The organism is Lacibacter cauensis, from assembly GCF_007830055.1.
GTDB classification, from domain to species: Bacteria; Bacteroidota; Bacteroidia; order Chitinophagales; family Chitinophagaceae; genus Lacibacter; species Lacibacter cauensis.
On sequence record NZ_VLLE01000006.1, the window covers coordinates 488,247 to 507,497 of the forward strand.

Genomic DNA, 19,251 nt, shown 5'->3' on the forward strand with positions numbered 1-19,251 from the left:
ATTATTTTCCTTTGATCGTTTGATAATTTATTTGTGCCTGCAGTAACTGCAGCTGGTGAAGAATTAATGTCTGCCTTGCCTGGTCTTCTGCGTTTACCTCACGCAGGTAATCGTTGGCAGTAATAACACCGTTTTCAAGTTGTGCGTTTGCAGCTTCTTTTACTTTTATCCGCAGGTCGATAATTTCATTGTCTTTACTAATAAGTTGTTTGATCTTATCGATCTCCGCCTGCTGTTGTTTTAGCTGTGTGTTGGTGTTGAGCAGAAATACATCCTGCTGCACAGCAATGATCTGTTGATTTAAACCGATCAACTCTTTTTCTTTTTTAGCTGTGTACAATCCGCCGAAGGCCCAATTAAACCTTACACCGGTTACGTAGTACGTTGCAAACTTGTTCTCCAGAAAATTTAAACCAGGTCTTCCGTAACCACCCTGAAAGAAGAAACTTGTCTTTGGTAAATTTTTCGCTTTGATGAGATTGTTTTGCACACCCAACAGTTGTTGCTGCTTTTGGAAAAGATTGATCTCCGGTCTGCTTACTGTTGCATCATATGCCGGTGACTGCACAACCGGCTTTTCCAGTTGTGTGGAGGGGATATAGTTTTCGCCTGTAAACAAGGTGAGCACATCCAGCAACCCTGTACGGGTGCTTTGCAATTCGATGATGCGTTGATCGATCTTCAACAGTTCGGCCTTGAGTAAATTAAGATTTGATTTGAACGCTACACCGCCATTCACCTGTGCTTCAATTTTCTTCAACCCGGTTTCAAGGTCTTTCCGAACGAGTTCTGTTTGCTTCAACTGTTCATCGATGTACAAAATACTGAGGTAAACCTGGTTGATGCGTTCGTTCAGTTTATACAACTCCACTTCTATCTTCTGGTCTTCCACTTCTGCATTCACCTGCTGCATAGCCGTTTGTTGTTTCAGCAAACCACCGTCGTAAATCATCTGGTTTACATCGGCTACCAGTTTGTATTGGTCTTTGCTCAACGGCTCAATGTTCACTCCCGGAAAAGGAATTTTTACCGTTGTTACTTCCGATTGATAAGTCGCTTGTCCGCTAAGAGACAGCTGCGGCAGAAAACCTTTGCGCAGGTTTTCGATACTGATATCTTTTACCTGCTTTACCAGGCCTTTCTGCTTTATAAGCGGGTATTGCTGCTTTGCTTTTTGCTGCACCTGCTCCAGCGTAATGGTTTGCGCAAAAGCGTACTGCGAAAAAAACAGGCAGAAAACGAGCAATTTGTTCATACATTAAATTTTAACCAAACAGTTAAACTGTGTTCAAAAAAATTATTTTCTAATCGAATCGATGATAAAACGGGGTATTTCTTTTTTCCGTTGTTCCATAGCGTGCCGGAACTGAAATTCATCCAGCCCAAGGTTCATTTGAAAGATGGGTTTTGCCACAAACGGAAAGATGGTCATCGACAGCAGGTTCATCATCAGCTGTAACGGGCTGATGGGTTTAATCTTTCCTTTCTGCACCTCTTCTTCAATCTGCTTTAGAAATTTTGACGGATTTGGTTTTTGTTTATCGCCCCAAACTTTCTTCATAAAATAAACAGGATCCTGATTCACCTCGTTCATTACAAACAAAGGCAGATAAGGGTTTTCAATCACAACTGTAATATATTCGTCACAGAATCTTTCGATCTTGGTATACAGATCATCATCAGAATTCAGCACTTCATTTACTTTCGGAAAAAGGTGAGCAGCTGCTTCTTCAAAAATTTTTCCAAACAGCTTTTCCTTGCTTTCGAAATAATAATGCAACAGAGCCTTGTTTATGCCTGCTTCATCAGCTATATCCTGCATGCGGGCACCATACATGCCCTTTTTAATGAACACATTCCGTGCAGCCTGCAAAATGGCCTCCTCTGTTGTATGGTCTTTTAAACGCTTTGCCATTATTTAACCAAATGGTTAACAAAAGTAAATATCCAATTCCGTTGCTCCAAGCTTTTTTCTGTTTATTTTTAGTTGTCCTAACCAATTTTCAAAAAACCTTCCTCATCACTATGCTCGCAAGTTACCGCCCCCACTATGGTGGACCAGAAATTCTAAGCATCAAAGAACTTCCTAAACCGCATCCTGCAGATGATGAACTGTTGATACGTGTACACGTAAGCACTGTTAACAGAACCGACTGTGGTGTATTGTGGGGAGCGCCCTTCATCTTTCGTTTTTTTGTGGGCTTTCCAAAAGCAAGGCATGTAAGTACAGGCACCGATTTTGCCGGCGTGGTGGAAGCGGTTGGTAAAAATGTTACCCGCTTTAAACCAGGCGACAGGCTGTTCGGCTTCAACGATCACGGAGCAGCAACACATGCAGCTTATGTTGTACAAAAAGAAACAGCAGCTCTTGCCTTAATGCCCGATGATTGTTCGTTTGAAGATGCTGCTGCCAGTGCAGAAGGCGCACACTATGCATGGAACTACATTCGCAAAGCAAACATGCAGGCGGGCGACGATGTACTGGTGTACGGTGCTTCGGGAGCAATTGGTTCGGCCGCTGTGCAAATTTTAAAAAATCATACTGGTGCAAATGTTACGGCCGTATGCAACGGTAAAACTATTGAACGCATACGGTCACTTGGTATTGACAAAGTCATAAACTACGAAACAGAAGATTTTACTGCTACTAAACAACGGTACAATCATATACTTGATGCAGTGGGTAAAAGCAGCTTTGCTGTTTGCAAACAACTGTTAAAAGAGAAAGGCAAATACATGTCATCGGAGCTTGGCCCAGGCAACGAAAATCTGTACCTGCCGTTTACGACGATGTTCACATCAAAGCAAATGATTTTTCCCATACCAACAGACATCAGAGGAACTTTAGCGTTGATGCAACAACTGCTGGCAGCGAAAAAATTCAAACCGCTAATCGACCGCAGTTACCAACTTGACCAACTGGCAGAAGCATTTACATATGTTAACAGCGGACAGAAAACAGGTAATGTTTTAATTATAATGCCATAATAAACGAGCGTTGCAAGGCAACGCTCTTTTATCGTTCATAAAGAATTATTCAGCCCAGCTCATGCTATAATTTTCATTTTCAATTTCAAGTGCCTGCTTCGTTAACATTAATGGTCGGAAAGTATCTACCATTACCGCCAGTTCTTTGGTTTCCTTTGCACCAATGCTCTTTTCAACCGCACCGGGGTGCGGACCATGTGGTATACCTGCAGGATGAAGTGTGATCATTCCTCTTGTTACATTTTTTCGGCTCATAAAATCACCATCCACATAATAAATCACTTCATCACTATCAATATTGCTGTGATTGTACGGAGCCGGGATTGCATTGGGATGATAATCGTACAAACGTGGCACAAACGAGCAAACCACAAACGCATTTGTTTCGAAGGTTTGGTGCACAGGTGGTGGCTGATGTACACGGCCGGTGATAGGTTCAAAATCATGAATAGAAAAAATGTATGGATAGCAGCAGCCATCCCAGCCCACTACATCAAACGGATGCGTACCATAGTGCAAACCGTACAGCATCCCTTTCTTTTTTGCACGGATCAGGAAATCAGCTTTTTCATCATAAGTTTTCAAATCCTGCGGCTTACGGATATCCCTTTCGCAATATGGCGCATGTTCCATCAATTGCCCATACTTACTCATGTATCGTTTTGGAAAACGAAGCGGCGTAAACGATTCTACAATAAACAACCGGTTCCGGTCATCGTTAAATTCTATCTGATAAATTGTACCCCTTGGCAACACAATATAATCGCCGTAACCAAAAGGCAAATCACCATACTGTGTTTTTACCGTACCGCTTCCTTCATGTACAAAAATCATTTCATCGGCATCGGTATTCTTGTAGAAATAATCTGCCGTTCCACTTGTTGGCGCAGCTAATACAATATGGCAATCGCTGTTGACCAATACCGGAGTACGGCTTTCCAAAAACTCACCGCCAGGCTTAATGTGAAAACCTTCAAAACAACGATGCTTGAGCATTTTCTCTTCGGCTATCTGCGGACTTACATCTACCTGTGGTTCTGTTTTAATGATCTGTGTGGGTGGATGACAATGATACAGCAATGAATAATCATCACTGAAACCTTCGGTTGAAAATAACTGTTCGCTGTACAAACCGCCATCAGGCTTGCGAAACTGAGTATGACGTTTGTGCGGAATTTTTCCCAATGTATAATAGTGAGCCATAAAATAATGTCTGATTTAGGATGTATGATTTTTGATTTGGTCGGAAAGAAGTCAGTCCGGAAGACAGAAAAGAATCGTGCTGCTCAACTAGTAGCAGAACGCTTTCGGTCTTTCTAACTTTCGGACTTACCGACGGTTAACTCAAGCGAAGTAATAAGAAAACTATATTTCCATTTTCTTTTATCAATCCAATAAGTGAAATTGCGGAAGAATGGCATAACATCGTTTTATCTATCAAACTTACATAAACTTTACCTACTACATTGACACGAATAGGTCTTATATCAGATACACATGGCTATTTAGATGAAGCAGTGTTTGAACATTTTAAACAATGCGATGAACTATGGCATGCTGGTGATTTTGGAAATGTGGAGCTGGCAAACCGTCTGGCCGCTTTGAGCGGCCTGACGCTGAGAGGCGTTTACGGCAATATTGATGGACAAGATGTTCGTTCTGTTTATCCCGAGCAATTGGTTTTCCATTGCGAAGAAGTAAAAGTAATGATGCGGCATATTGGTGGCGCACCGCCCAAATACAATCCCGAAACAAGAAAAGAACTGCAGCTGCACAAGCCGCAATTGTTTATTGCCGGTCATTCGCATATTTTAAAAGTGATGTACGACGATAAAATCAACTGCCTGCACATGAACCCCGGTGCAGCAGGCAAACAGGGCTGGCATAAAGTACGCACCATTATCCGTTTTGTAATTGACGGCAACAACATGAAAGATTGCGAAGTGATAGAGTTGGGCAAACGCTGATTAAGCAATTCGATAACAGAAGTAAACAAGAACGCCCATCGATAATCGATGGGCGTTCATTTATTTTAAGAAAACTTACATACCGGGAAACCATGGGCGTGCAATCGCTTCACGGAAAGGCCAGGGCACTGCAGCCAGAATTAAAATTAATGCCACAACATACATCCACGATGCAGCGCTGTAGTTTTGCTTTTTTGCACGACCCCGTGCCATGGTGATGAGTACAATAGCCAAGATCATAGCGCTGATATGTTCAACCACCCAGAAACGGGCAAAACTGTCTTTCATTACATTACCAAAACCACCCAAACGCTCAATCATATGAAAGCCCACTGCTTCATTGTTGAAATATTGAAACAAGCCCAGCAGCAACGTAATGTGTGCAGAAATAAGCAAGAACAAACTTGTTTTTTGCAAACCGCCTTTCTTGGTAAACGCCTGGAACAAGGCAATTAACAACAGAATTAAAATAACCCAGCGCAGCACGTTATGCAAATGAACCAGACCTGTGTACATAATTTTGAAAATTTGAAAATGAACGAATTTGATGATTTCGGCACAAAGTAAAGTGCAGATTGCCATACAGCAAAACAGAATTATAAAAAACGCTAACTTTAAACAGCTAATAACAAGGCTATGAAAAAAATTCTGCTCCCCTGCTTCCTTATTTGTGCTGCTGCAGGTACTAAAGCACAAACGGCACCAGTACTTGTAACCGATACAACACAGCTTATGCAACAGCAACTGCTGTTACTTAACCGGGTTATCAGCAAAAAGAACAATGCAACTGTATATGCACTGCCGCAAGATGGTATGCCCTGTTTGGTGCCCGACTCATCTGCATGGACCCTGATGCCAAATGTTAAACCAGACAATGTTACAACCGGAGTAATACCCAACCCTTACAAACCAAAAACATTTCCCAGAACACTGATGCTTCCTCCTGCAAAAACATCGCCTCAAAAAGAAAAGTAACGAACACTGCTTAAACGCTGTTGCGATTCTGCACCAGTACAAAAGATTGAAGCGTCTAAGTACAATTGTGTATTGCCGTAAATCAGCAGCTGTTTACTGACGATAATCATAGATTACAGCAGAGCCTTATGGTAAGTTTACGTTGTAATCAACAATCGATTACAACTTTAAAATCCAAACCCTAAAAATCCTCAGGTTATGAAAACCAATTTGTATTTACAGGAACTATCCGGCTGGCAGTGGGAAATCTGCGGCTTTCAAAAAGCAGCTTTGATTATCGAAGAACGTCTCGATGCCATGCACAAAAACATCAAATCAAATGCAGTAAAACATTTACTCATTGGCCGTTTACTCGAACGTTTTCTTGTTGAAGAGAAAGAACTGAATGAACTGGAAAAGGCAATTCTCAACGAAAAGGAAGCCATTCATCAACTCAAACTCAATAAAGAATCCTTACAACAACTGGAAAAAGGGCACGAACAAATCAGTAAACGCATCAGCAAAGAAGAACAGGTATTCCCTGCGCTGAAAAGCGATTACTATCAACTGCTGGAAGAACTATTGATGTAAACTTATTCCACCCAATCGGCAATAAAAATATTGGTATCTCTGGTGCCGCCGTTGTTACGGTTGCTGCAGAATACAATCTTCTTTCCATCGGGGCTGAACATAGGGAAGGCATCAAAGCCTTTATCACGACTTATCTTGGTAAGGTTGGTACCGTCTTCATTCATAGTATATAAGTTGAACGGAAAACCTCTTTTGTATTCGTGGTTGCTGGCAAAAATGATGCGCTTGTTATCGGGCATGTAAGCAGGTGCCCAATTGGCTTGTCCGAAAGAGGAAACCTGTTTTGCATTGCTGCCATCGGCATTAGCAACCCATACTTCCATATTGGTGGGTGCTACCAAACCCTGCGCCAGTAATTCCTTGTATTCTTTAATCTCTGCTTCAGTTTTCGGGCGGCTTGCACGCCAGATGATCTTTTTACCATCGGGGCTAAACCAACCACCACCATCATAACCCAACAGGTTGGTTACTTTCTTTTCCTTACCTGTTTTCAAATCCATCACATACATATCAATATCACCATCCTTGGTACTGGTGTACAGCATTTTCTTTCCATCGGGCGAAAGTGTTGCTTCGGCATCGTAGCCTTTGCTCTTGGTTAATTGTTTTACAATTTTACCGTTTAAATCGGCCATGAAAATATCGTAGCTATCGTACAAAGGCCAGATGTATTTGTTGCCGTATTTGGTACGGTCGGGTACAGGAGGACAATCGCCACTTCCCAAATGTGTTGAAGCATAAATAATGTGCTTGCCATCTTTCATAAAAGCACCGCAGGTAGTTCTGCCCTTACCGGTACTCACCAGTTTGGGTACAAACTTTTCGCCGGCTTTGGTGGGTATTTTACCAATGTACATCTGATCGCATGGGATGCCTTCCTTCGCATAAGTTTTTTGGAAAATGAGCCATTTGCCATCGTAGCTGAAATAGGCTTCTGCATTATCGCCGCCAAACGTAAGCTGCTGAATATTTTTAAAATGCTTCTCTTCGGGGTATAAAATGGTATCGTTGGTTTGTTGTGCCTGCACAAAAACAGGTTTTGCATCTTTTGTAAACGAGAGTACCAAAACAGCCAGAACAGAAATAACAAGCAATAGATTCAGCTTCCTCATGTGTGCGATTTTTACAAATGTAATTTGATTAAAGTGCTGCAAATGTCAGGAATTTGTAAGAACCCAACAGATGAAAATCATTTAGCTTTGCGGCCATGCAGCTGAAAGCCCTTTCCATCTTCGGTTTCCTTGTTTTGTTTTCGTTTGGGTGTACCAATAATTCCCCGGCAGATACAACCGAAAAACCGACTACGCCTGCCGCTAACAAAAAACTTGAAGCGCTGGAAAAACAAGTGGAAAGTAATCCGCAGGCTGATAGTTTACGGGAAGGTTTGGTTGTGGAGCTGGTGCAAAACAATCAATACGATAAAGCATTGGCACAGGTTGAGCAGCTGCTGCAAAAACAACCTGGCAACCCTGCTTACTTGTTTATGAAAGCCGATGCACTGGAACGAAAAGGCGATACCAGCAATGCCATCACCGCTTACCAGCAGTCCATCCAATCGGCAGGTGTGTTTAACGAAGCTGAATTAAGACTGGCATCGCTGTATGCCGAAACAGGGAATAAAACAGCCGTTGTGTTATGCGATGCGTTGCTGAAAGATGCTTCGGCTGTACAAATGCGAAGCGATATTTTATTTGTGAAAGCAGCGTATTACAGCAAGGTAAAAGATGTTGCAAAAGCACTGTCCATTTATAACCAGATCATCCGTGAAGATTACACCTACATGGAAGCGTACATTGAAAAAGGATTGCTGTTTTACGATCAACAGAAATATGCAGAAGCCTGGAAAATTTTTCAGCAAAGTACCAATGTAAGTAACAAGTATGCCGATGGTTATTTTTGGATGGCCAAGGCGGAAGAGAAAATGAACAAAACAAAAGAAGCCATTGATAACTATAAACGTTCACTCGCACTCGATCAATCGATAACAGAAGCAAGAGAGGCGCTGAAGCGGTTGGGGGAAATCAAATAAAAATAGTGAATGGTGAGTAGTGAATGAATACAGCCAATCATCAACCACAAACAAAAAACGATAAACAATAAACCATAAATTTTTCTATGCCGATTGTAGCTCCTTCTTTATTAAGTGCCAATTATCTCAACCTGGAAGCCGATTGTAAAATGCTCAACGAAAGTGAAGCCGATTGGTATCACCTCGATGTAATGGATGGACGTTTTGTACCCAACATTACGTTTGGACCAATGGTGATCGATTTCCTGCGCAAAGCATCGAACAAAGTGTTTGATGTGCACTTAATGATTGAAGAACCCGAAAAATATACCGAAGCATTTAAAAAAGCAGGTGCTGATAATTTAACCGTACACATCGAAGCCTGTACGCACCTGCACCGTAATATTCAACAGATCAAAAGCCTGGGTATGAAGGCGGGTGTTGCTGTTAATCCGCACACACCTGTTTCGTTGCTGAAAGATATTTTGGCTGATATTGATCTTGTTTGTTTGATGAGTGTAAATCCCGGTTTCGGCGGACAAAGCTTTATTCCGCAAACACTGGTAAAAATCCGTGAGCTGCGTAACATGATCGACGAAAAAGGATTGAACGTGGATATTGAAATCGACGGCGGCGTTACACTGGAAAATGCCAAAAGCATTGTTGATGCCGGTGCAACCGTGTTGGTGGCAGGTAATACGGTGTTCAGAGCTCCGAACCCAACAGAAATGATTTCGTTGTTGAAGAAGATATAAGTAAGTCTGAAAGTCGGGATGAGATTAGTCCGGAAGAAAGAATATAGATTCTGTCTTCCGGTTTTTTTATGAATAGAAACGCAGACGACGCCGATTTGAGCAGAGTAAACGGATGTGATCTGTGGTCATCCGTTTCATCCGTGTTATCTGCGATTCTATTTCTTCCTCTTCTTGGTTTTTAGTTCCAACCGAAAAAATAAGTTTCTCCGCTTTTCGTTTTAGCAGAAAGACTTAGTTTTATCCTTCATGAAGGCAACCAAAACCTGCATTTTTTTCCTGCTGCTTGTGCTCACCTCGGTTTCCTATGCCCAGAAAAAATCGGCAACGGTAACGGGTAAGGTATTGGACGAAAATGAAAATCCGCTCAGCAAAGTATCGGTGATTATTCTCGGTCGTTCCACCGGTGTTACCACGAACGACTCCGGCTATTTCAGCATAAAGGTGCCCGCCGAAAAAGCGTTTGCACTTATTTTCAGTTATACTTCCTATCGTTCCGAACAGCGTAATTTCTTTTTAAATGAAAACGAAAAAGAAAATATCGTACTCCGTTTGGAAAGAGGCGCCACCGAACTGCAGGAAGTGATTGTAAAAGACGACCGCATCCGTACACAGGCATCGGCTATGCGCATCAACCCAAAAAATGCATTACTGCTGCCAACAGCAACCGGTGGTGTGGAAGGATTGATCAAGATCTTCACCAACTCCAACAACGAACTCTCTTCACAATATTCTGTACGTGGCGGCAACTACGATGAGAACCTCATTTATGTAAACGATTTTGAAGTGTATCGTCCTTATCTCGTACGCCAGGGTCAGCAGGAAGGTTTGAGTTTCATTAATGCCGAAATGGTGCGCAACTTAAATTTTTACAATGGTGGTTTCCAGGCACGCTTTGGCGATAAGATGAGTAGTGTGCTCGACATTCAATACAAACAGCCTAAGAAATTCGGCGGCTCGGCATATGTTTCCTTACTGGAACAGGGTTTACATTTTGAAGGTGGCAGCAAAGATGAAAAAGTAAGTTTCATCATCGGCGGAAGAAACCGCAGCAACCAAAACCTGCTGAGCAGTCAGCAAACAAAAGGCAACTATGTGCCTTCGAGTAACGATGTGCAGGGTTATATCACTTATCAGCCCAACACAAAATGGCTGTTCGAAGCCATGATGAATTACTCCCGCACACAGTTTAAACTATCGCCGGAGTTCAGCAGCCAAACCGCATCTGTGTTCTCTCCTTTCTTCACCGCCAACCTTGGTTTGGATATTTATTTTGCCGGTGCTGAGCGTGACCGTTACAGTACAGCCATGGCCGGTATTGCTACAACTTATCAGCCAAACAAAAATTTAAAACTGAAATGGATGCTCAGTCATTTCAGTAATAACGAAGAAGAGTCGTTCGATATACAAGGCGCCTACTTATTCGGTGAGCGAGATTTCGACAGAAGCCGTGCAACATTCGGTTTAATTGTAAACCCATTGGGTGCAGGTGTGTTCCAGAACTTCGCACGCAACCGATTAAACATTGCTACGCAAAATGCTACACACAAAGGCAGCTTATCCAAAGGCAAACATTTTTTCCAGTGGGGTCACAGTCTCGAACGTCAAACTATCAGCGATCAACTCAACGAATGGGAGCTGACAGACAGTGCCGGTTATACGTTACCGTTCGATCCCAATCAACTGCAGTTGAGTAAAGTCATCAAATCAAAAGCTGATCTTAGTTTCGTCCGCACCAGTGGTTATGTGCAGGACAATTATATTCTCAACGACTCACTGAACATGACGCTGCAGGTTGGTGTGCGTTACAATTACAACACACTTAACAATGAAGTATTGGTGCAACCAAGAGTACAATTTGCGATGCAGCCCCTGCATGGAAAAGATATTGTATTTCGTGCAGCAGCAGGTGCCTATCATCAGCCTCCATTCTATAGAGAGTTACGCCGTTACGATGGCACGGTGAACGAATCGGTGAAAGCGCAAAAAAGCTTGCAGGTTGTTGCAGGTATTGATTATAATTTCAAAGGCTGGGGTAACCGTCCGTTTAAATTACAAGCTGAAGCTTATTACAAGCGCATGACCGATATTGTGCCCTACGATGTTGACAATGTACGCATCCGTTATTTCGGCAGTAACAGTGCCAAAGCTTATGCAACAGGTATTGAAGCCCGTTTGTTTGGCGAGTTGGTGAAGGATGCAGAAAGCTGGCTGAGTATTGGTTTGATGCGCACACGTGAAAACTTAGACAACGATCAATGGTATAATTACAAACTTGATTCGTTGAATCGTCCTATCGACAGTACATTAGTACAAGGCGGTTGGATCAGAAGACCAACAGACCGTTTGCTCTCCGTTGGTTTGTTTTACCAGGATTATCTTTCTACCAATAAGAATTTCAAGTTCACCATGAGTGGATTGTATGGTACGAACCTGCCGTACAACATACCCAACAGTGTAAAGTACCGCAATGCATTAACGATTGATCCGTACATCCGTGTTGATTTTGGTTTCAGTGCGTTGTTGTTAGATGGAGAGAAAAGTAAACGCCGCAGCCGCAATCCGTTCCGTGAGTTTAATACTATCTGGGCAAGCCTGGAAATATTTAATGTGATTGATCGACCTAATACCATTTCTTATTTGCTGATTAAAGATTTCAGCAATACCGTTTTTTCAATCCCCAACCGTTTAACACCGAGGCTCGTGAATTTTAAGATTGTGGCGAGGTGGTGATTGTAATCCGATAGTTATTAGTTTGTAGTTGATAGTTTTTACCGGCAGAATATTTATCCCCTCTCGGGAGGGGTCGCAAGTTGTTACACAGAAACTTAACCGTAAGGGGTGGGTTTAACTGATCAGCCGCTTGAAAATCTAAATTTTAGTTTCCATCTTTATACAACATTCAAACTGTCTATCCCCTCCTGGGAGGGGCCGCAATATGTTACACAGAAACCTAACCGTAAGGGGTGGGTTATCATGAAACGCACAATCATTCCATACACGCAACAAGCTTTAACGAACGCAAAATGCCTTCGAAAAAACATGACGTATTCTGAAGTAAAGCTGTGGATTGAATTACGCAACCGAAATATGATGGGTTATGATTTCGACAGACAAAAGCCCATGCTGAATTATATCGTTGATTTTTATTGTAAAGATTTGATGCTCGCAATAGAAGTGGACGGAGTAACACATGAAGACGAACATGTAACAATAAAAGATCCAATACGTCAGGAAGAAATTGAAGCTTATGGAATTTCTTTTTTAAGAATAAATGCTCTAGATGTAGTGCGGGATATGAAGAACACATTACGAACTATTGAGAACTGGATAATGGACTTTGAAGAAAAAAACGGTGTGAACGAATTTGTAAAAAGAAAACGAGCTCTTTTGGAGAAACTTGAAAACCCACCCCCACCCCTCCCAGGAGGGGATAACCCGGCAGATGACTAATTATTCAACTTTTGTAAATCATCACTCCTGCTAAAAGCAAGTAGCCGCATATCAAAACCACTGATAGCGCTTAATAATAAAGAATAACAAGTATATCTTCTCCCTCTTTGATTCACTCCAATCCTGCCCTACCTTTATACCGTAAATAAGCAGGTATGAAAAAGATAATTGCAGCATGTACGCTATTACTGATCAATGTTGTTGCGTTTACACAAGCAACCGACCCCTACCTCGTATTCCCCATTGAACTGAAATTTTTCCAGGCCAGCAATACCGGTCAACAAAATAACCTGCGTTGGCTGGCGCCCTGCATTACCGATGAAGCAACGTTTGAAGTTCAGCACTCAAATGATAATAAAAACTTCAACATACTTACTACCATTACTGCAAATCAGGCTCGCTGCAGTGAGCCGTTTGATTATACAGATGCTGTTCGCAGAAGCGGCAACAACTATTACCGCATCCGTTTAATTACACCTGCCAATACATCTGTACATTCCTTTACAGTGGTTGTGTTAAATAAAGCAAGCGGGTTCGAACTAAATGCTTTGCTGCCATCGTTGGTAACCACAACAGCGACCCTCAGCATTTCATCAGCAACAAAAGACCGTCTTGCCATTACCGTTACCGATATCAACGGCCGTCAATTCCTTGTTCAGCAACAGGAATTACTGCCGGGCACAAACCAAGTTCAATTGAATTTACAGGGTTTACCTGCCGGGCAATATTTTATTAAAGCCATCAACAGTAAAGAAGAACAAAAACAGCTTCGCTTCATTAAACAATAAAGCACATCCGTTTTGTGGCTGCAGATAATTTTCAGTAGCTTACAATACCAAAACGTATTGTTATGCCCGCATCCACCCCACTGCAGAAATTTCTTGAAAACGTAGATCAATATCCCAACGAAATTTATTTACGTCAGCCAATAAATGGCCAATGGATCACCTGGACATGGAAACAGGCCGATGACGAATGCCGACGTATTGCCGCAGCTTTGCATTCGTTACAGTTACCCAAAGGCTCGCATATAGCTATTCTTTCAAAAAACTGTGCACAGTGGATGATGGCAGATATTGCTATTATGATGGCAGGCTGTATTTCCATTCCTGTTTATCCCACGTTAACTGCACATGCTATTCAACCCATACTGGAACACAGCGAAGCAAAAGCCATTTTCATTGGCAAGCTCGACGATTTCAGTACACAGGAAGCGGGTATTCCTCCACACTTGATACGCATAGGTTTTGATTTATATGGCCGCAACGAACGTTACAACTGGAACGAACTGATTACACAACACGAACCATTGCAGCATGCGCATGAATGGACGCAGGAAGAATTGCTCACGATCATCTACACTTCAGGAACAACAGGTAAACCAAAAGGCGTGATGCATACCGCAGGTAATTTCGATCGTGTATTAGGTGCAGCAACAAAAGAAATTCATTTACGAAAACATGCTGCCTTATTTTCGTATTTACCACTCAGCCATATTGCCGAACGCATGGGTGTTGAAATGAACAGCATTTACAATGCCTGTGTTGTTTCTTTTGCAGAATCGGTTGAAAGTTTTGCCAGTAATGTACAGGAAATACAACCCGAAGTATTTTTTGCAGTGCCTCGTTTGTGGAATAAATTCAGGGAAGGTATTCTCACAAAAATTTCGCAAAAGAAATTAAATCTGCTGCTGTCGATCCCGGTTATCAATTCGGTTATCCGCAAAAGCATTAAGAAAAAGCTGGGTTTATCAAGAGCAAGACATATTTACAGTGCCTCTGCACCGATTTCGGTTGATGTTTTGAAATGGTTTGCAAAACTTGATATAAACATTACTCAAGCGTTGGGCATGACAGAGGATTGTGTGTATGCACACTTTGAACGTTATTACGATTACAGACATGGTTCGGTTGGAAAACCGTTTGCAGGTTTGCTGGTAAAAATTACAGAAGAAGGTGAGCTGCGGGTTAAAAGTCCGAGCAACACATTGGGCTATTACAAAGAACCCGAAATGACGGCTGAGTTGTTTGATGAAGAAGGTTATTTACGTACCGGCGATATATGCGAATACGATCATGATGGTTATTTGTTTGTGACAGGCCGTTTAAAAGATCAGTTTAAAACCGATAAAGGCAAATTCATTTCGCCTGCCCCCATTGAAATGAAACTGCTTGCCAACCCCGATATTGAACAGTGTTGTGTAGTGGGCATGTCTATTCCGCAGCCGATTGCATTGATTACACTTTCAGAAATCGGCAAAGCAAAAACAAAACAGGAAGTTGAAGAAAGTTTGGCAGCTTCACTTGCCGCAGTAAATCCGGATTTGGAAAATTATGAACGCATGGCAAAAGCAGTTGTAATGAAAGAAAACTGGACCATTGAAAACGGTTTGCTTACACCAACGTTGAAAGTAAAACGCAACCAGGTAGAAAAAATTCATCAGCAGTTTTATCCCAAGTGGTTTGAAGAAAAAGGAAAAGTGATTTGGGAATAAACGTTAATGCGCTGTTTCTTTGCAGCTATGCAGCTGCAAACGCAAATAAAAAATTTTCAATTCGGGGAATACCAATTCAATGCATTGATACCCGATAAAGAAGCATTGCAGCAATGGTATCAACAACAGCTGAAAACAAATAAACAGGCTCCTGCTCCTTACTGGGCGCAGGTGTGGGCAGCAGCGTATGCACTCTGCAATTTTCTTGCAGACAGAAACGAATTCATCAACAAAAAAACTGTTCTTGAATTAGCAGCCGGGCTCGGCCTTCCTTCTTTTCTTGCTGCACAAACATCAACCGCTGTTACCTGCAGTGATGTATCGCCCGATGCAGTGGAGTTGATGCAACAATCAATCGCACAAAACAAATTCAGCAACTGCACTGCAACTGTACTTGATTGGAATCAATTGCCTGCCGATCTTACTGCCGATGTACTCTTACTCAGCGATATCAATTACGAGCCACAGGTATTTGCAACTTTGTACAAAGTGCTTGTTTCGTTTTTAGAGAAAGGCGCAACTATTATTCTTTCTACTCCGCAACGACTAATGGCGAAACCGTTTATTGAACAACTGCAGCCGTTTGTCATTGAACATTATTCGGAAACGATCACAGCTGTTGAACCGCATACAGACTGTTCGGTTTTTGTGTTGAAGAAATAGCTTAGGTACAGAGAAAGAAGAAAAAGAGGAATTCGCAAAGTTGGAGTTAGACCTGACAGGTTAAGCTCACTTTATCCGCATCAAAACAATTAGCACACAACTCTATTTAACGCAACCTGTCAGGTCAATCCGTAGTAATCATTTGCTGGGAAGTTTTTCTTCGTGCACGTTCGTGCCTTTGAGTCTTTGTGGCAAATACTTATTTATTCAACAACTTTTCCAAACGTTTCAAATCAGTTATTTCAGCAGTTGATAAAATTTCGTTGTTGTCGTATTTCGCTTTTAAGAACAACACCTGTTTATGCTGCGGATACTTTGCAAGTATAGCATCAATGATTGCACCGGTTGCCTCATCTTTTGTAAACATGGGTGTTGCCGCACTTGCAGCACTGCGTTCTTTGGTGGGCTTACGTAAAATTATCGCTTCAAGTGTGGCCAGTTTATGCGCAGGAATTTCCGGCACTTTTAATGCTTTCAACCGTAATCCTTCCAATTGCTTTTTACTGAGTCCGCCACGTTCGGCATATTGAAAAGCGAGGCTTTGCACAAAAGTTGAATCAGGTCTTGCTGCAAGCAACAGGTCCAGCACATCTTTCACCACATCTACATCTATTTTTTTCCGTTGCATGTTGGTTACTGCTGTTCAGCTTTTACCTGTTTGATTAAATCTCGAATAACTACTGATGCAGTTGTTGCACCAAACACCGCCGGCAGATAAGAAATCGTTCCGTAAGCCGATTTCTTATAATTTTTTCCATCTGTCAGCATCAAACTTTCCTTGATCGGTTCTTCGGGAGAGAACACCACTTTTACACCACGACGGATACCATGATTTTTTAAATTCTTCCGTATCTGTTGTGCAAAGGGACAGTTATAGGTTTTCGAAATATCTACCACCCGCAATTGTGTGGGGTCGAGTTTTGCGCCGGCCCCCATACTGCTTACCAGCGACAAACCACTTTCGTACGATAAACGAATGAAGGTGATCTTCGGTGTAATACTATCAATCGCATCAATGATATAATCGGGTTTGAATGAGAGTTGCTGCAGCACCATTTCGGGATTGACAAACTCCTTCACCACATTCAACTCCAGTTCCGGATTAATGGCCTGTAAACGTTCGGCCATGATCAAGGCTTTCGATACACCATGATTGGTTGCCAGCGCCGGTAACTGCCTGTTACGATTAGTCGGATCTACCACATCGCCATCAATGATGGTCATTTTACCAACTCCGCTGCGGGCAATGAATTCGGCTGCAAATGAACCCACACCGCCCATACCTACAATCATCACATGTTTTTTAGTGAGTGCACGAACGGTTTCTTCGCCGATTAATAAACTGGTGCGTGAAAGCCAGGAAATATCATTCATCTTTTAAAATATTACTGCGCCAAAAACTTTAGCTGCATTTTTCGAAAGCTGCAAACTAAGCGAATCTTTATCAATTTGAAAAGCGGCAGCTGCAAGTGAATAAATTTCTTCGATGTTAGCAGTACTGTTATCGGTTTCCAGCAGCACCTGATCAATTGGCAAAGCGGCTAACACCATGCGCAGATTTTCTTTCACCAACCCATGTCCAAACGATAAATAATACCCCTGCGCTATTAACTGCAAAGCCAGCTCTTTGCTTTTTGTAAAGCCATGAAACAAAACCGGCACTTTTACTTTTTGTTGTTTCAGCAACTGCATTGCTTCAGCATGTGCACGCACACAATGCACAATCAATGGCTTTTGTAATTCATTCGCCAGTTGTATGTGCGCAGCGAACACTGTTTGCTGTAATGTAAAATCTGTTGTGCATACTTTATCCAAACCTGCTTCACCAACCACCACTACATTCTGTAGCAGACATTTTTCTTTTACTGTTTCAAATTGTTGCTGCCAGGTTTCTGCTGTAATAAACCAGGGATGCAATCCAACCGAATAGAAGCTATCTGCTTCAATGGTATCAAAATTTTTATACAAGTTGCCGATACTGATGATTCCTTCAACCGGTTGCGTATGATGTGTATGAACGTTGATGTACAATTATTACTTTTTTACCTGTTGTATTCGCTTAGCCAATGAAACTGACGCTCGGCCAACTGAAAATGCCGTTTGCTTTTTGTTAATACGGCAAATACCGAATCGTTCCTGATTTTCCCTTTTAGTATAATCTTGTTACTGTCGGGTATTTCGTAGTGCAAGGTAAACAAATCGAAAGTTTGAAACGCCCAGTTGTTTTTACTAAAAGCCAGTGTCTGTTTTGCACTGTCAGCTTTTGTACTAAAATAGCCACGCCTGTACATTTGACGGAAAATTGTATCCGTTGTATTTACACTTCCTCTTCCATTTTTTTCAAACACCACATCCCGCCAACGGATTGTATCGCTTACAGTAAGCGGAACAGTATCGTTGTTGACAATAAACAACGGCACATCATACAAACCAGCCGGGATGGGCGATGAAGCTGCAGGTGGTTCGCCCGGAAATAACCCTTGTACCAATGGCATTACAAGCCCCGTTGCAAGTACAAATAACTTTAAAACGATACGACCGATGCGCATCCACTTTTTGGGGAACCGCACATCATACAAATAACTGCTGTCGGCATTCCGGTTACTGAAAAAGAAATGCAGAATCCGTTTGTAATCGAACAGCAGCAACAATACGGCAGCAAGCAGCAAATGCAGTGAATACAATTTTACCGGAATATCATAACTGATATTCATCATAAACACATTGGCAAAAATGCCGGCAGCCAGCAATGTGCCGAATGTTGAGGTACGTCGAAAAAACAAAAACAAACCTGCAACCACTTCCATTAAACCGGAGAAAAACTGGTACGTATCAGAATAGCCCATAAACATCCAGCTTAACCGCATCGGTAAAAAATCGCCCAATGGTGTAGCCAGCTGACTTAACGAAGGAAACGGCATCTGTTGCAGGAACACTTTTGCAAATCCATAACCCAGGCAATTGAAGATTAAAAAATAACGGAGTACAATCCGTAGCCAATAAGCCAATCGGTTATAATGTTCACGCTTTCTATCGATAGCTGTCCATAAAAGACAGATGAACAATGCCAGTAACAGATACAGTTTTAGTTGCGTATAGGCCCACGATGTATCGCCACTGCCATTTGGTTGTACTAACTGCTTGTACGTTTTAAACAGATGTGTATTGGCCGAGTTCACTAACCAATCGACAAACTGTGTATAAAAATTAAGCACATAGCCAACACCCGGAATACTGCTGAACAAATTCCACGGCTCAATCATTAAAATAAAATACACGAATAAAAAACGAAAAAGCAGGCGTTGCCACAAAGGCCATTGCTGATTACCGGGCCATACAGTTTGATACATACAATTGGTTTTGCCGATAAGATATTATTTT

The 19,251-nt window shown here is 42.0% G+C and carries 20 protein-coding genes; 11 read left to right on the plus strand and 9 right to left on the minus strand.

Going from position 1 to position 19,251, the window contains the following annotated elements:
• Position 1 precedes the first annotated feature (1 nt).
• A complete protein-coding gene (locus tag IQ13_RS18715) occupies positions 2-1,255 on the minus strand; it encodes a TolC family protein (protein ID WP_144888154.1) in 1,254 nt (417 codons plus the stop codon).
• Between the two features lie 42 nt (positions 1,256-1,297).
• Entirely contained in the window at positions 1,298-1,915 is a 618-nt protein-coding gene (locus IQ13_RS18720) for a TetR/AcrR family transcriptional regulator (RefSeq protein ID WP_144888155.1), read from the minus strand.
• Between the two features lie 110 nt (positions 1,916-2,025).
• On the opposite strand from IQ13_RS18720, the gene IQ13_RS18725 reads away from it, so the two are divergent.
• A complete protein-coding gene (locus tag IQ13_RS18725; protein ID WP_144888156.1) occupies positions 2,026-2,988 on the plus strand; it encodes an NAD(P)-dependent alcohol dehydrogenase in 963 nt (320 codons plus the stop codon).
• A 45-nt stretch (positions 2,989-3,033) separates the two neighbouring features.
• Here IQ13_RS18725 and IQ13_RS18730 read toward each other — a convergent pair whose 3' ends face one another.
• Entirely contained in the window at positions 3,034-4,191 is a 1,158-nt protein-coding gene (locus IQ13_RS18730; RefSeq protein WP_144888157.1) for a homogentisate 1,2-dioxygenase, read from the minus strand.
• A gap of 263 nt (positions 4,192-4,454) precedes the next feature.
• On the opposite strand from IQ13_RS18730, the gene IQ13_RS18735 reads away from it, so the two are divergent.
• Positions 4,455-4,955 carry a metallophosphoesterase family protein gene (locus IQ13_RS18735; protein ID WP_144888158.1) on the plus strand — a complete coding sequence of 167 codons (501 nt, stop codon included), beginning with the start codon at positions 4,455-4,457 and terminating at the stop codon, positions 4,953-4,955.
• Positions 4,956-5,030: 75 nt separating this feature from the next.
• Here IQ13_RS18735 and IQ13_RS18740 read toward each other — a convergent pair whose 3' ends face one another.
• Positions 5,031-5,471 (minus strand): LTA synthase family protein, encoded by a 441-nt coding sequence (locus IQ13_RS18740; RefSeq protein ID WP_144888159.1) that lies wholly within the window; start codon positions 5,469-5,471, stop codon positions 5,031-5,033.
• 120 nt (positions 5,472-5,591) lie between these two features.
• On the opposite strand from IQ13_RS18740, the gene IQ13_RS18745 reads away from it, so the two are divergent.
• Together IQ13_RS18745 and IQ13_RS18750 are read left to right on the plus strand one after the other, a co-directional pair.
• Positions 5,592-5,930 carry a hypothetical protein gene (locus IQ13_RS18745; protein WP_144888160.1) on the plus strand — a complete coding sequence of 113 codons (339 nt, stop codon included), beginning with the start codon at positions 5,592-5,594 and terminating at the stop codon, positions 5,928-5,930.
• Positions 5,931-6,128: 198 nt separating this feature from the next.
• Positions 6,129-6,500: a hypothetical protein gene (locus IQ13_RS18750; protein WP_144888161.1), complete on the plus strand. Its 372-nt coding sequence runs from the start codon at positions 6,129-6,131 to the stop codon at positions 6,498-6,500.
• 2 nt (positions 6,501-6,502) lie between these two features.
• Here IQ13_RS18750 and IQ13_RS18755 read toward each other — a convergent pair whose 3' ends face one another.
• A complete protein-coding gene (locus IQ13_RS18755) occupies positions 6,503-7,612 on the minus strand; it encodes a TolB family protein (RefSeq protein WP_144888162.1) in 1,110 nt (369 codons plus the stop codon).
• Positions 7,613-7,707: 95 nt separating this feature from the next.
• Here IQ13_RS18755 and IQ13_RS18760 point away from each other — a divergent pair, with 95 nt between their 5' ends.
• The 7 genes from IQ13_RS18760 (at position 7,708) to IQ13_RS18790 (ending at position 15,870) form a co-directional block, all read left to right on the plus strand.
• Entirely contained in the window at positions 7,708-8,529 is an 822-nt protein-coding gene (locus IQ13_RS18760) for a tetratricopeptide repeat protein (protein ID WP_144888163.1), read from the plus strand.
• Between the two features lie 86 nt (positions 8,530-8,615).
• The gene (gene rpe / locus IQ13_RS18765) at positions 8,616-9,263 is read left to right on the plus strand and encodes a ribulose-phosphate 3-epimerase (protein ID WP_144888164.1); all 648 of its coding nucleotides are present in this window, start codon (positions 8,616-8,618) and stop codon (positions 9,261-9,263) included.
• Positions 9,264-9,509: 246 nt separating this feature from the next.
• On the plus strand, positions 9,510-11,993 hold the full coding sequence (locus IQ13_RS18770; RefSeq protein WP_144888165.1) for a TonB-dependent receptor: 2,484 nt from the start codon (positions 9,510-9,512) through the stop codon (positions 11,991-11,993).
• Positions 11,994-12,236: 243 nt separating this feature from the next.
• Positions 12,237-12,713, plus strand: coding sequence for an endonuclease domain-containing protein (locus IQ13_RS18775; RefSeq protein ID WP_144888166.1), 477 nt, complete (start codon positions 12,237-12,239; stop codon positions 12,711-12,713).
• Positions 12,714-12,868: 155 nt separating this feature from the next.
• Positions 12,869-13,501, plus strand: a complete 633-nt coding sequence (locus tag IQ13_RS18780) for a T9SS type A sorting domain-containing protein (protein WP_144888167.1) — start codon at positions 12,869-12,871, stop codon at positions 13,499-13,501.
• Positions 13,502-13,563: 62 nt separating this feature from the next.
• Complete coding sequence (locus IQ13_RS18785; protein WP_144888168.1) at positions 13,564-15,207, plus strand: AMP-binding protein; 1,644 nt, start codon at positions 13,564-13,566, stop codon at positions 15,205-15,207.
• A gap of 6 nt (positions 15,208-15,213) precedes the next feature.
• Complete coding sequence (locus tag IQ13_RS18790) at positions 15,214-15,870, plus strand: class I SAM-dependent methyltransferase (protein ID WP_144888169.1); 657 nt, start codon at positions 15,214-15,216, stop codon at positions 15,868-15,870.
• A gap of 199 nt (positions 15,871-16,069) precedes the next feature.
• Here IQ13_RS18790 and IQ13_RS18795 read toward each other — a convergent pair whose 3' ends face one another.
• Genes IQ13_RS18795 through IQ13_RS18810 form a run of 4 tightly spaced genes read right to left on the minus strand, consistent with a single transcriptional unit; the run spans position 16,070 to position 19,220 of the window.
• A complete protein-coding gene (locus IQ13_RS18795; protein WP_144888170.1) occupies positions 16,070-16,498 on the minus strand; it encodes a hypothetical protein in 429 nt (142 codons plus the stop codon).
• A gap of 5 nt (positions 16,499-16,503) precedes the next feature.
• Positions 16,504-17,244 (minus strand): tRNA threonylcarbamoyladenosine dehydratase, encoded by a 741-nt coding sequence (locus IQ13_RS18800; protein ID WP_144888171.1) that lies wholly within the window; start codon positions 17,242-17,244, stop codon positions 16,504-16,506.
• A gap of 3 nt (positions 17,245-17,247) precedes the next feature.
• Complete coding sequence (locus tag IQ13_RS18805; protein ID WP_144888172.1) at positions 17,248-17,901, minus strand: TatD family hydrolase; 654 nt, start codon at positions 17,899-17,901, stop codon at positions 17,248-17,250.
• Between the two features lie 11 nt (positions 17,902-17,912).
• Positions 17,913-19,220, minus strand: a complete 1,308-nt coding sequence (locus IQ13_RS18810) for a hypothetical protein (RefSeq protein WP_144888173.1) — start codon at positions 19,218-19,220, stop codon at positions 17,913-17,915.
• Positions 19,221-19,251 lie beyond the last annotated feature (31 nt).